We start from the raw sequence: 13,531 nt of genomic DNA on the forward strand, positions 1-13,531 counted from the left end.
AAATAGATTTAACAGTGACAAACTGCGTAAATAACCACTAAATTAATTGATCTTGCTCAATATCTACCACCGATTAACCCTAAAGAGTAATTATTTTATTACTCATTATTCTGTATCTAATACCTAAACACTGGGGAAATCCTTTAATAAAAATAAGAATTATTATCACCAGCCAATGTAAACCTCTGGGCTTTGAATGAACTCTCTCTATCGCACATGCGGGCGCGCCAGTAGATGTTAAGGATATCAGTATGACTGATTTATCACGGCGTAAATTGCTGACTGGCCTTTGGCAAGCAGATAAACGAGAACTTTCAGCGCATAGGCCCCCCTGGTCGGTGATGGAAGCCGATTTTATTGCTGGCTGTACCCGCTGTCATGCCTGTGTGACTGCCTGTGAAACCGGCGTATTGGTGGTTGGCAGTGGCGGATTCCCCGAAATAGATTTCCAACGTGCTGAATGTAGTTTTTGCCAGGCCTGTGTACAGGTGTGTGAGGCGGGTGTTTTTACCGCAACAGCTCTGACGCCCTGGCGACTTAAAATCAACATTTCAGAGCGCTGTTTACCTTTCCACAATATTGAATGCCGTAGCTGTCAGGATAGCTGTGAGAGTAGGGCAATTCGATTTCGTCCGCGCGTAAACGGCATTGCTCAGCCCGAATTAGACCTTCCTGCTTGTAACGGATGTGGTGCCTGTGTGCCCAGTTGTCCGGTTCAGGCAGTAACCCTTACCCGGAGTGAAGATGGACGATAAAGAATGGCATGTCTGTGGATTGGTGCTGCAAGCCAAACCGGCGCGAATTGCACAACTGATCGACGACCTGTTGGCTATCCCGGGAACAGAAATACCCACCAGTGATGCCACTCTGGGCAAGTTGGTGGTGGTTATGCAGGCGGCGCGCTCAGACGTGCTCCTGAATCATATTGAGTCAGCACGTAATCTGGATGGTGTGCTGGCTGTATCGCTGGTTTATCACCAGCAGGAAAGCCAAGGTGAGGAAATGCCATGAAACTCAGCCGCCGGGATTTTATGAAGGCCAATGCTGCGGTAGCCGCAGCCGCAGCCGCCGGATTGACCATACCTACTGTCGCTAAAGCCGTGGTGGGTGAAACAACAAATGCAATAAAATGGGACAAAGCACCTTGCCGATTCTGTGGCACGGGCTGCGGTGTATTGGTCGGAACACAAAATGGCCGTATCGTGGCGTCGCAAGGGGATCCCGACTCACCGGTTAACCGTGGGCTAAACTGCGTCAAAGGCTATTTCCTGCCGAAAATCCTGTATGGCAAAGACCGACTGACTCAACCGCTGCTGCGCATGAAAGACGGTCAGTATGATAAAGAAGGTGATTTTACCCCGATAAGTTGGGAAAAAGCCTTTGATATCATGGAACTGAAGTTCAAAAACGCGCTAAAAGAAAAAGGCCCAACCTCGGTGGGTATGTTCGGCTCCGGCCAATGGACGGTATGGGAGGGCTATGCGGCTTCCAAGTTGCTGAAAGCAGGCTTCCGTTCCAACAATCTGGACCCGAATGCTCGTCATTGTATGGCCTCTTCGGTGGTGGGTTTTATGCGTACCTTTGGTATGGATGAACCTATGGGTTGCTTCGATGATATTGAAGAAGCAGATGCATTCGTGCTCTGGGGATCCAATATGGCCGAAATGCACCCGATTTTGTGGTCGCGCATGACCAGCCGCCGCCTGACCGATGACAATGTCAGGATCGCCGTCCTTTCTACCTTTGAGCACCGTAGTTTTGAGCTGGCAGATAACCCGATCGTCTTCACGCCACAGACCGATCTGGCCATCATGAATTACATCGCCAATTACATTATCCAGAATAATGCTGTTGATCAGGGTTTCCTCGACCGCCATGTGAATTTCCGCCGTGGTGCCACCGATATCGGTTATGGTCTGCGCCCAACCCATCCGTTGGAAAAAGCCGCCACGAATCCGGGTAGTGATGCCTCCGAGCCGATGAGTTTTGATGATTTCAAAGCCTTTGTCGCGGAATATACCCTAGAGAAAACCGCTAAAATGAGCGGCGTGCCGGAGGACCAACTGGTGTCGTTGGCGCAGTTGTATGCTGATCCGAAAGTAAAATTAGTCTCCTACTGGACCATGGGTTTTAACCAACACACCCGCGGGGTTTGGGCCAACAACATGTGCTACAACCTGCACCTGTTAACCGGCAAAATCTCTAAACCGGGGTCTGGCCCATTCTCTCTGACCGGCCAGCCTTCTGCTTGTGGCACAGCCCGTGAAGTGGGGACCTTCTCCCATCGTCTACCGGCAGATATGGTGGTGACCAACGAAAAACATCGCCAGATTGCTGAAACCAAGTGGCAACTGCCTGCCGGCACTATCCCTGAGAAAGTGGGGCTGCATGCGGTGGCGCAAGACCGCGCGCTAAAAGACGGCACCCTTAATGCTTACTGGGTGATGTGTAATAACAACATGCAAGCGGGTCCGAATATCAATGAAGAGCGCATGCCGGGTTGGCGTGATCCGCGCAACTTTATTGTGGTATCTGACCCTTATCCCACTATCAGTGCACTGGCTGCTGATCTTATTTTACCGACTGCGATGTGGGTGGAAAAAGAGGGGGCTTATGGCAATGCAGAGCGGCGCACCCAATTCTGGCGTCAGCAAGTCCCAGCGCCAGGTGAGGCGAAATCTGACTTATGGCAGATTGTCGAGTTCGCCAAACGCTTCAAAGTGGAAGATGTTTGGCCTGCTGAGTTGGTCGATAAAAAACCGGAGTATCGCGGTAAGACGTTGTATGACGTGCTGTTTGCCAACGATGTGGTCAGCAAATATCCACTGAGTGAAATCCCCGCCGACCAACTGAACGACGAAGCACGCGATTTCGGCTTCTACATTCAGAAAGGGCTGTTTGAAGAGTATGCCGATTTTGGTCGCGGACACGGCCATGACTTAGCACCGTTTGACCGTTATCACCAAGAGCGCGGCCTGCGCTGGCCGGTGGTGAATGGTAAAGAAACGCTCTGGCGTTACCGTGAGGGGTTCGATCCCTTCGTGCCGAAAGGCGAAGACGTGCGTTTCTACGGTAAACCTGATGGCAAGGCAGTAATCTTTGCGCTGCCCTACGAGCCTGCGGCTGAAAGCCCGGATCAGGAATATGACTTGTGGCTCTCTACCGGCCGTGTGCTGGAACATTGGCATACCGGTTCCATGACCCGTCGCGTCCCTGAGTTACACCGCGCTTTCCCTGAAGCGGTGCTATTCATTCACCCACTGGATGCCAAAGCCCGTGATTTGCGGCGTGGTGACAAAGTGAAAGTGATTTCACGGCGTGGCGAAGTGACCTCATTGGTGGAAACCCGTGGCCGTAACCGCCCACCGCAAGGACTGGTGTATATGCCGTTCTTCGATGCTGCACAGTTGGTCAATAACCTGACGCTGGATGCCACCGATCCGTTATCCAAAGAAACTGACTTCAAAAAATGTGCAGTGAAGTTGGCACGGGTAGTGGCGTAATTGAGATTGCCTGCCCTGCGGGGCAGGCATGAGCAGCCAGTGATACCCTCATCCAGGGATACTCAGGATAAAGACGGTGTACTCAGGAGAAAATAATGAATAACACGATTTTTAAATCATTAAACCGCCGGTTTTTGTCAGTTATATCGCTGCTGGCGGTGTTGGTGATCACCGGTGCAGCCACTGCTGCCAGCAATGTCGAAATGGACTTGACTCAATCACCAGAAGTCTCTGGCACGGCTGAAGGCAAAGTGAAAATGCCGAAACAACAACAGCGTATGGCATTGAACTATGTTAACCAACCCCCGCTGATCCCGCATAGCGTGGATGGCTATCAAGTCAGTAAAAATACCAACCGTTGCCTGCAATGCCATGGTGTGGAGCACTATCGCACCACTGGAGCACCGCGTGTCAGCCCAACTCACTTTATTGACCGTGATGGCAAAGTATCGAGTGAAGTCTCACCACGTCGCTATTTCTGCCTGCAATGCCATGTGCCACAAACTGATGCCGCACCGATTGTCGGTAACAGCTTCCAGCCAGCCCCTGGCTTTGGCCAATAACCGAAATGAGCGATAAGCGAGATAAGTTATGAGCGAAACTAAAAAGCCCGGTGTTATCAGACGTATATGGCAGTGGTGGCGCAGGCCAAGCCGGCTGGCGCTCGGGACTTTACTGCTAATTGGCTTTGTCAGTGGCATCATTTTCTGGGGGGGATTTAACACCGGCATGGAGATGGCGAATACCGAGAAATTCTGTATTAGCTGTCATGAGATGAAAGATAACGTTTATCAGGAATATATGGGGACCATCCACTACAGCAACCGCAGTGGTGTGAAGGCGACCTGCCCGGATTGTCACGTTCCCCATGAGTGGGGGCCAAAGATGCTGCGTAAAATCAAAGCGAGTAAAGAGCTGTATGCCAAGGCTTTCGGCCTGATTGATACCCCGCAAAAGTTTGAGGCTCACCGCCTAACCATGGCCGAAAATGAGTGGGCGCGAATGAAAGCCAATGGCTCGCAAGAGTGCCGTAACTGCCATAATTTCGACAATATGGACTTCACCGCACAAAAAACGGTCGCGGCGAAAATGCACAGTAAGGCGATAACCGAAGGGAAAACCTGTATCGACTGCCACAAAGGGATAGCCCATAAGTTACCGGATATGAAGGATATTCCTACCGGCTTCTAACCGACCTCTTTCGTCGTGCTTTTCGCTGTTGAGATGCCCTGTTGACGTTGTGTCGACAGGGCATTTTTATTGCTTTATTGTGTCACTGCTCGCATAATGAGACCTGTTAACAGGTCTTTTTGAGGTGCCTATGCCAAGTATAATTTTGACTGATACCAGTGCCAGCGTGAGCGAACTGAAAAAAAATCCAATGGCAACAGTGAACGCTGGGGCCGGTTTCCCCGTAGCTATCCTGAACCGCAATCAACCCGCATTCTATTGTGTACCCGCAGAACTGTATGAACAAATAATGGAAGCGCTTGATGATCACGAATTAGCTGAGTTGGTTAACAGGCGGCGCCATCAACCCTTGCTTGATATCGATTTGGATAGCTATCTATGACCTATGCCGTTAAGTTCAGAGAAGAAGCGCTAAAGGAATGGCACAAACTGGATAAGACGATACAACAGCAATTTGCCAAGAAATTAAAAAAGTGCAGCGATAATCCACATATTGAAAGCGCTAAACTACGTGGTATGAAAAACTGCTACAAAATTAAATTACGATCCTCTGGATTTCGATTAGTGTATGAAGTTATCGATGATGTGTTGATCGTTGCTGTGGTTGCAGTAGGAAAAAGAGATCGTAGCGAGGTGTATAACCTTGCAAGTGACCGATTACGCTAATGACTATTAACCAGATTAGAGAAGGGTTTATGTCAGTCAAAATTGAAAATATTCAGAGTGAATTATTATCCAAAAACTGGTTCAAACTACACAAATACACCTTTGATTTAATAACTGATAACGGGACTCCGGTACAACAGATTCGCGAAGTGTATGACCGGGGTAACGGCGCAACCATTCTGCTGTATAACCGCCAGAAGGGTACCGTGGTACTGATTGAACAATTCCGCATGCCAACCTATGTGAATGGCAATCCTAGTGGCATGTTGCTGGAAGCCTGTGCCGGTTTGCTGGATAACGACTCACCGGAAGAGTGTATCCGCCGTGAAGCGATGGAAGAGACGGGTTATCAGGTTGATAAAGTGCAGAAGCTGTTTGAAGCTTATATGTCGCCAGGTGGCGTGACTGAAATCGTCTATTTCTTTGCGGCGGAATATCATCCAGATCAGAAAATTACTGATGATGTCGGCGTGGAGGATGAGGTGATCGACGTGGTTGAATTATCGTTTAGCGAAGCCATTGCCATGATTGCTGATGGCCGCATTAAAGATGGTAAGACGATTATGTTATTGCAATACGCCCAAATTCATAATTGGTTCAAATAAATACCTTTCTTACCAATATTGCCGTGATGTTAGCGGCATTCACTCCCCCGATTGTTGACCATCCTCTCTGATTGATAAGTAAATTCTTCAATTGAAGCAAAAATGTTATGCAGAGTATGGCCTGCTTCATAGATTGTGATAAATCACTCACTATACTGGTTCTGTTATTGGTCATATATACCCTTCGACCTTGAAACCACCGTGGTGTTAGCTACGTTCACTGACCCGAATCACTTATCATCGTGCGCTTATCGGGATTGGTTCACTTGCTGCCTACCTGCAATTTCAAGTTTATTGGGTATAACCTCGAAGAATAAAATCAAAGGGAACCTACAATGGACGAACAGTTGAAACAGAGTGCGCTTGATTTTCACCAATATCCAACCCCAGGGAAAATTCAGGTGTCGCCAACCAAACCGCTAGCAACCCAACGGGATTTGGCGCTGGCTTACTCGCCTGGTGTGGCGGCTCCGTGTTTAGAAATTGCCGCTGATCCTTTGGCTGCTTACAAATACACGGCGCGCGGCAATCTGGTTGCTGTGATTTCCAATGGTACTGCGGTGCTGGGACTGGGCAATATTGGCGCATTGGCCGGTAAACCGGTAATGGAAGGTAAGGGCGTTCTGTTTAAGAAATTTTCAGGTATTGATGTATTTGATATTGAAGTGGATGAACTCGATCCAGACAAATTGATTGATATTATCGCGTCGCTGGAACCGACATTCGGTGGCATTAATCTGGAAGATATCAAAGCACCGGAATGTTTCTATATTGAGCAAAAATTGCGTGAACGCATGAAGATCCCGGTATTCCACGATGATCAGCATGGCACGGCGATTATCTGCACCGCTGCGGTACTCAATGGCCTGCGGGTAGTGAAGAAAGACATCAGCGATGTGAAACTGGTGGTATCAGGGGCAGGGGCGGCATCGATTGCCTGTTTAAACCTGCTGGTGGCGCTGGGATTAAAACATCACAATATTACTGCATGCGATTCCAAAGGTGTGATTTATAAAGGCCGTGAGGCCAATATGGCACAAACCAAAGCGGCGTATGCGATTGAAGATAACGGTCAACGCACGCTGGGTGATGCGATGCCAGGTGCGGACATCTTCCTCGGCTGTTCTGGCCCGGGGGTTTTAACTCAGGACATGGTGAAAACCATGGCACCGAACCCACTGATTTTGGCACTGGCGAACCCGGAACCAGAGATCCTGCCGCCGTTGGCGAAAGCGGTGCGCCCTGATGCGATTATTTGCACTGGCCGCTCGGATTATCCAAATCAGGTTAACAACGTACTGTGCTTCCCATTCATCTTCCGTGGCGCGCTGGATGTCGGTGCCACCACCATTAATGAAGAGATGAAACTGGCTTGTGTGCATGCCATTGCGGATCTGGCGCTGGCTGAGCAGAGTGATGTGGTGGCATCCGCTTATGGTGAGCAAGACCTCTCCTTTGGCCCTGAGTACATAATTCCTAAACCATTCGACCCGCGTCTGATTGTAAAAATTGCACCGGCAGTGGCCAAAGCGGCGATGGACTCTGGTGTGGCAACCCGGCCAATTGCCGATTTTAGTGCTTACATCGAAAAGCTGTCTGAGTTTGTCTACAAAACTAACCTGTTTATGAAACCTATCTTCTCGCAGGCGAAGAAAGAGATGAAACGGGTGGTATTGGCGGAAGGGGAAGAAGAGCGGGTGCTGCATGCTACTCAGGAGTTGATCTCGCAGGAACTGGCTTATCCTATTCTGATTGGCCGCCCGAGTGTGATTGAGACCCGACTGAAGAAGTTGGGCCTGCAAATTACAGCAGGTAAAGACTTTGAGGTGGTTAACAATGAATCCGATTCGCGTTTTAACGAGTACTGGCAAGAGTATTATCAAATCATGAAACGTCGTGGCGTCTCGCAAGAGCAAGCCCGTCGTGCAGTGATTGGTAATCCCACACTGATTGGTTCGATCATGGTGCATCGTGGTGAAGCTGATGCAATGATTTGTGGCACTATCGGTACCTACCATGAACATTACGATGTGGTAGAGAAAGTATTCGGTTTCCGTGAAGGTGCTCATGTGGCGAGTGCGATGAATGCACTGTTGCTACCCACCGGTAACACTTTTATTGCGGATACTTATGTCAATGATGATCCGACACCAGAGCAGTTGGCTGAGATTACCTTAATGGCCGCTGAAACTGTGCGTCGCTTCGGGATTGAACCGAAAGTGGCACTGTTATCTCACTCCAGCTTTGGCACCTCAGACTGCCCAGCCGCGCGTAAAATGCGCCGCACGTTGGAATTGGTTAATCAGATGGCACCAGAGCTGGAAATTGACGGTGAGATGCATGGTGATGCCGCGCTGGTGGAAAGTATTCGCCATAACCTGATGCCAGACAGCCCATTGAAAGGTGCTGCCAACGTGTTGATTATGCCGAATATGGAAGCGGCACGTATCAGTTACAACCTGCTGCGGGTGACATCATCGGAAGGGGTGACGGTTGGGCCAGTGCTGATGGGGGTGGCGAAACCGGTGCATATCTTGACGCCAATTGCTTCAGTGCGTCGGATCGTGAATATGGTGGCGTTAGCGGTGGTTGAAGCACAAACCGAGCCTTTATAAATATGCTTTATCCTTGGCATTGCCGCGTTGTTAGCGGCTTTCGCTCACCCGAGTCACTTACCTGTGTAAGCTCATCGGGATTTACTCAACTGCTGCCTGACTGCAATGCCAATGACTTTGAGTATTCCTATTACTAACCTCAACCCGCTTCGGCGGGTTTTTGCTTATAGGCTTCTGGCCGCTTGCTGTAACCACTTATCCAGTTCGTTGGCAAATTGCTGGCGGTCACGCTGATTTAAGGTGTTAGGCCCACCGGTTTGAATACCGCTGGCGCGCATGGTATCCATAAAGTCACGCATATTCAGCCGTTCACGAATGGTATCTGGCGTATAGCGCTCACCCCGTGGATTCAGGGCGATACCGCCTTTGTCTATCACTTCGGCGGCCAGGGGAATATCTGCCGTGATAACCAGATCATTTTTCTCCACCCGTTGCACGATCTCATTATCGGCAACATCAAAACCGGAGGCGACTTGTAAGGTACGGATAAATTTTGATGGCGGGGTTTTCAATGGCTGATTAGCCACCAGCGTGACCATCATGCCGGTACGATCTGCGGCGCGAAATAACACCTCTTTAATCACATTCGGACAGGCGTCCGCATCAACCCAAATTTGCATCAGTGCTGTTCTCCGGTCGCTAGCCACTCTTTTACGGGCAGAAAATCGCGATACAGCGCCGCTTCAGCGCTATCTTCTGCCGGCTGATAGTTATATTCCCAGCGCACCAGGGGTGGTAGCGACATCAAAATAGATTCGGTACGACCACCGGTTTGCAAACCGAACAAGGTGCCACGGTCCCACACCAGATTAAATTCCACATAACGGCCACGGCGATAAAGTTGGAACTGACGCTCGCGCTCCCCCCAACTCAATGCTTTGCGCCGTGCAACAATTGGCATATAAGCATCAAGGAAACCATCACCTACCGCCTGAGTGAAGCGGAAACAGGTATCAAAATCAGGGCTATTCAAGTCATCGTAAAACAGGCCACCAATACCTCGCGCTTCATTGCGATGCTTGATATAGAAGTAATCGTCACACCATTTTTTATAGCGTGGGTAGATTTCTTTACCAAAAGGTTGGCACAACTGATGGGCGGTCTGATGCCAGTGAATAGCATCTTCTTCAAAGCCGTAGTAAGGGGTTAAATCGAAACCGCCACCAAACCACCACACTGGATCTTCGCCAGGTTTCTCAGCAATAAAGAAACGCACATTGGCATGGCTGGTGGGCAGATAAGGGCTTAGTGGATGAATCACCAGCGACACCCCAAGTGCCTGAAAACTACGACCGGCCAATTCGGGGCGATGCGCAGTAGCGGATGCGGGTAATGCTGCACCAGATACCTGAGAGAAATTAACCCCCGCCTGTTCAAATACCACCCCATTAACCAATACCCGACTGCGCCCGCCGCCGCCTTCTTCGCGGGTCCAGCTCTCTTCTGTGAAGCTTGCACCGCCATCGGCATGTGTCAGTGCGGCACAGATTTTATCCTGCAAAGCTAGCAGGTAGGTTTTGATTTGGGTGATATCGGGTGAATTCATCAGCGAGGGTTCTATTAGCTTGCAAATATTTAGGGGCCAAGTATACCCCGATTCGCCGCCATTATTGTACTTTCTGTGTGGATTAGCGGCTATTAAGCTACAAGATCGGCAAGATTTATCTGCTTCTTCTCAAATATCATTACTCACTATCACGGTGGGAAATATCACTTTAATATTGCGTGATATAATATTGCCACGATAATCAGAATATCCATATTACTCAAGGGTGCGAACATCCATGGAAATCCGCGTATTCCAGCAAGACGATTTTGAAGAAGTGATTCTGCTGTGGGAGCATTGCGACTTACTGCGGCCTTGGAATGATCCAGAAATGGATATTGAGCGTAAGTTGAATCACTCGCCCGAACTGTTTTTAGTAGCGGAAGTGAGTGGGGCGATTGTGGGGTCAATCATGGGCGGTTACGATGGCCACCGTGGCTCGGCTTATTATCTGGGGGTCCATCCTGACTTCCGTGGCCGTGGCTTTGCCAATGCGCTGATCAGCCGGCTGGAAAAGAAACTTATCGCTCGCGGCTGCCCAAAACTCAATATCATGGTGCGCGAAGATAACGACGCGGTCATTGGCATGTATGAAAAGCTCGATTACGAAACCCAAGACAGCATCATGCTGGGCAAACGGCTGATTGTGGATCAGGAATATTGAGGTCGCCCTATTGGCCTCACCCTTAATATGGCAATAACCCTATCCCCAAAAGCTGATAAAGCCGCAGAGGATAGGGTAAAGATTAATTACTTAATCTTGGTAATACTTTTCACATCAACCTCTACCGAGTTCCAGTCTTTATCAACTTCGCCTTCGATTTGGACTTTATCTTGTGGCGAGATGGTTTGACCGTTCCAGCGCTTGTTATCAATATCAACGGTAATGGTACCGGTGCTGTCGCGGAAGGTGTAAGTATCGTGGCCAAGGCGCTCGACAATATTCCCTTGTAGAGTGACATGGGTGTCATCACGCATGGTTTTGACTTTATCTACCGTGGTATTGGTCGCACTTGGACCCGAGAATCCGCCATGAGTCGTCGGTTGTGTCTGTGTTGCTGCCGGGCCATCGAAGCCCCCTTGTGCTGTGGCACTCTGTGCCAGCAATGGCGTGCTGCATAACATAACCAAGGCTGCCGCTAAGGTTAATTTCTTCATTTTATTGCTCCTTCAATGCATGAATTATTAGGTTTGAAAACAAAAATTACACAAGCCTTTGTGGTACCCAATAGTAGACCAAATTTGCGTTAAGGCGTGCTGAAGTATTGCAATACGATGGCCGCGAGTCTATCCGATTAGACCTATTTATTGGTTATAACAATTAAAGCCGGTAGTGTTATGGCACTTTTTTAGCTGTGTGGACTCAAACCACTGGTTATCATTTTTAAACTGCGCATGTAGATGCCCTCTGTAGCTTGTACAATGCAGAACAGCTTACCGGATGCGGTGGTTTTATAAGGAGCTTTAGATGAATATTCGCCCACGGTTATCTGGGGTGAGATTGTTATTACTGGGTGCCCCTTTGTTGTTAGCCGGGTGCTCAACCATGTCAGGTTTTTCCTGGTCCAGTCTGTCACCACTGAATTGGTTTGGCAGCAGCAGTATGCAGGTGACTGATCAGGGTGTTGGCGGAATTACCGCCACTACTGCGTTGACTGAGAGTGACATCAAAGAGGGGTTAAAAGGCGATTTCCGGCTGCGTAGCGGTATGGCGACCAACGACGGTAAATTGATTTCCTTCTATCAGGCGATGAAAGAGAACCAAATCAAACTGGTTATCTCAGGGCAACCGAAAGGCACGGTAGAGCGCATTGATGTTTTGGATAAGTCTATTCCCAGCCAATGGGGTGTTACGATTGGTACACCATTTAGTGAACTATATAAAAAAGCCTTTGGTGTTTGCCGCAAAGGTAGCGGTGATGATAGTGCGCAAATAGAGTGTGCGGCACCGGACAGCAAGCACGTCAGCTATTTATTTGATGGCGACTGGCATGGTCCTGAAGGTTTAATGCCATCCGATGATACATTGCAAAGTTGGAAAGTGAGCAAGATTATCTGGCGAGCTAAAGGCGAATAACCATCCCTTAGTTCCTGACGTTATAGCAGTGTTAGCGGCACTCATTACTCGGCCCATTATTTGGGCATCTGAAGGTGAGGCCGCTGCAAACCGCGTCCAAATTGGCTTCTGGCAGATTTATCATTACTTTGGCTCTCTTCTGTGAATTAGCTAATAATATTCCCACCTTTGGTCTCATTTCCTCCGCCTAAATTTATTTTGCGTTGCCGCAAGGTAATCCTAATCGGTTCAGCTATTATATTCGCCATAATTAACACCGATATTTTGTGAGGAACCAAACATGACTCAAGTTCAGAGTGGCATTCTGATGGAACATTGTCGTTTTGCCATTTTTATGGAAGCAAAAGTACAGGGCGAGCTAGATGCTATTCGTCAGGGGTGCAAACAATTCTGTCAGTCATTGCAGGAGTTACAGCAAAAATTTCCTAACGAGTATTTAGGTGCTGTGATTGCTTTTGGTTCTGATATTTGGCATGACCTATCCGGTGGTAAAGGGGCTAATGAGTTAAAACCTTTTGTGCCATTAGGCAAAGCACCAATGGTTGCCCCCGCAACACAACGCGATTTATTGATTCATATTCAGTCATTGCGTCAGGATATCAACTTTACTTTAGCCCAGGCCGCGATGGCTGCTTTTGGCGATGTGATCACCGTTGAAGAAGAGACACATGGCTTTCGCTGGGTAGAAGAACGTGATTTTACTGGTTTTATTGATGGCACCGAAAACCCACAAGGGGATAGCCGCTCGGAAGTGGCGGTGATTGCGGACGGTGAAGAAGATGCCGGTGGCAGCTATGTGTTAGTACAGCGTTATGAGCACGACCTGAAAAAATGGCAGCGTATTCCTGAACATAAGCAAGAGCAAATTGTTGGGCGTACCAAGCATGCCAGCGAAGAATTGCCATCAGATAAGCGCCCGGAGACCTCCCATGTTAGCCGGGTCGATTTAAAAGAAAATGGCAAAGGATTGAAAATTCTGCGTCAAAGCTTGCCTTACGGTACCGCCAGTGGCAAACACGGTTTGTACTTTATTGCTTATTGCGCACGCTTACATAATATCGAACAACAATTATTAAGTATGTTTGGCTCGATAGACGGTAAGCACGATCTGTTATTAGGTTTCAGTAAGCCAGTGACCGGTAGTTATTACTTCGCACCGTCGCTGACTCAATTATTATCGTTGTAATGACGAAAGGCTGAAGGGCCGGTTTTTCGCAACCGACAATTTTTACTCAATAAGTCTTTTCTATCACCCGGTGCCGGTTGGCCGGGTTTTTTAATGGGCAAAAGGGAGTGGCTTGCGACCAGCGTTGTTGCTGGCTTAGAGC

15 protein-coding genes are annotated in these 13,531 nt (G+C 48.8%); 12 read left to right on the forward strand and 3 right to left on the reverse strand.

Annotated elements, in window-relative coordinates; translation table 11 throughout:
• Positions 1–251: 251 nt before the first annotated feature.
• The 9 genes from napF to maeB all read left to right on the forward strand — a co-directional run bounded on the left by napF (position 252) and on the right by maeB (position 8,580).
• On the forward strand, positions 252–755 hold the full coding sequence (gene napF, locus V2A84_RS02580) for a ferredoxin-type protein NapF (RefSeq protein WP_083163341.1): 504 nt from the start codon (positions 252–254) through the stop codon (positions 753–755).
• The gene (gene napD, locus V2A84_RS02585; protein WP_083163344.1) at positions 745–1,011 is read left to right on the forward strand and encodes a chaperone NapD; all 267 of its coding nucleotides are present in this window, start codon (positions 745–747) and stop codon (positions 1,009–1,011) included. Before napF ends, napD begins: the two co-directional genes overlap by 11 nt.
• Complete coding sequence (gene napA, locus V2A84_RS02590) at positions 1,008–3,503, forward strand: nitrate reductase catalytic subunit NapA (protein WP_442848568.1); 2,496 nt, start codon at positions 1,008–1,010, stop codon at positions 3,501–3,503. The genes napD and napA overlap by 4 nt, the downstream gene beginning before the upstream one ends.
• A 95-nt stretch (positions 3,504–3,598) precedes the next feature.
• On the forward strand, positions 3,599–4,066 hold the full coding sequence (gene napB, locus V2A84_RS02595) for a nitrate reductase cytochrome c-type subunit (protein ID WP_102970546.1): 468 nt from the start codon (positions 3,599–3,601) through the stop codon (positions 4,064–4,066).
• 28 nt (positions 4,067–4,094) lie between these two features.
• Positions 4,095–4,694 carry a cytochrome c-type protein NapC gene (napC, locus tag V2A84_RS02600; protein WP_372559613.1) on the forward strand — a complete coding sequence of 200 codons (600 nt, stop codon included), beginning with the start codon at positions 4,095–4,097 and terminating at the stop codon, positions 4,692–4,694.
• A gap of 130 nt (positions 4,695–4,824) precedes the next feature.
• Positions 4,825–5,076, forward strand: a complete 252-nt coding sequence (locus tag V2A84_RS02605) for a type II toxin-antitoxin system Phd/YefM family antitoxin (RefSeq protein WP_032905973.1) — start codon at positions 4,825–4,827, stop codon at positions 5,074–5,076.
• The gene (locus tag V2A84_RS02610; protein ID WP_042568392.1) at positions 5,073–5,360 is read left to right on the forward strand and encodes a type II toxin-antitoxin system RelE family toxin; all 288 of its coding nucleotides are present in this window, start codon (positions 5,073–5,075) and stop codon (positions 5,358–5,360) included. The genes V2A84_RS02605 and V2A84_RS02610 overlap by 4 nt, the downstream gene beginning before the upstream one ends.
• 29 nt (positions 5,361–5,389) lie before the next feature.
• Positions 5,390–5,965 (forward strand): GDP-mannose pyrophosphatase NudK, encoded by a 576-nt coding sequence (gene nudK / locus V2A84_RS02615; protein ID WP_083164148.1) that lies wholly within the window; start codon positions 5,390–5,392, stop codon positions 5,963–5,965.
• Positions 5,966–6,300: 335 nt separating this feature from the next.
• Positions 6,301–8,580, forward strand: a complete 2,280-nt coding sequence (gene maeB / locus V2A84_RS02620) for an NADP-dependent oxaloacetate-decarboxylating malate dehydrogenase (RefSeq protein ID WP_442848569.1) — start codon at positions 6,301–6,303, stop codon at positions 8,578–8,580.
• 164 nt (positions 8,581–8,744) lie between these two features.
• Here the strand turns inward: maeB and V2A84_RS02625 are convergent, their stop codons facing one another.
• Positions 8,745–9,200 (reverse strand): YaiI/YqxD family protein, encoded by a 456-nt coding sequence (locus V2A84_RS02625; protein WP_083163358.1) that lies wholly within the window; start codon positions 9,198–9,200, stop codon positions 8,745–8,747.
• Complete coding sequence (gene hemF, locus V2A84_RS02630) at positions 9,200–10,126, reverse strand: oxygen-dependent coproporphyrinogen oxidase (protein ID WP_083163361.1); 927 nt, start codon at positions 10,124–10,126, stop codon at positions 9,200–9,202. The genes V2A84_RS02625 and hemF overlap by 1 nt, the downstream gene beginning before the upstream one ends.
• Before the next feature lie 238 nt (positions 10,127–10,364).
• Here hemF and V2A84_RS02635 point away from each other — a divergent pair, with 238 nt between their 5' ends.
• Positions 10,365–10,790 carry a GNAT family acetyltransferase gene (locus V2A84_RS02635; RefSeq protein WP_005183815.1) on the forward strand — a complete coding sequence of 142 codons (426 nt, stop codon included), beginning with the start codon at positions 10,365–10,367 and terminating at the stop codon, positions 10,788–10,790.
• Between the two features lie 86 nt (positions 10,791–10,876).
• Here V2A84_RS02635 and V2A84_RS02640 read toward each other — a convergent pair whose 3' ends face one another.
• On the reverse strand, positions 10,877–11,284 hold the full coding sequence (locus tag V2A84_RS02640; protein ID WP_442848570.1) for a YgiW/YdeI family stress tolerance OB fold protein: 408 nt from the start codon (positions 11,282–11,284) through the stop codon (positions 10,877–10,879).
• 310 nt (positions 11,285–11,594) lie between these two features.
• Here V2A84_RS02640 and V2A84_RS02645 point away from each other — a divergent pair, with 310 nt between their 5' ends.
• Together V2A84_RS02645 and V2A84_RS02650 are read left to right on the forward strand one after the other, a co-directional pair.
• Positions 11,595–12,203, forward strand: a complete 609-nt coding sequence (locus V2A84_RS02645) for an RpoE-regulated lipoprotein (RefSeq protein WP_083163391.1) — start codon at positions 11,595–11,597, stop codon at positions 12,201–12,203.
• A gap of 280 nt (positions 12,204–12,483) precedes the next feature.
• Entirely contained in the window at positions 12,484–13,389 is a 906-nt protein-coding gene (locus tag V2A84_RS02650; protein ID WP_083163393.1) for a Dyp-type peroxidase, read from the forward strand.
• Positions 13,390–13,531: the final 142 nt, after the last annotated feature.

This window comes from Yersinia sp. 2553 StPb PI (assembly GCF_052217105.1).
GTDB classification, from domain to species: Bacteria; Pseudomonadota; Gammaproteobacteria; order Enterobacterales; family Enterobacteriaceae; genus Yersinia; species Yersinia enterocolitica_E.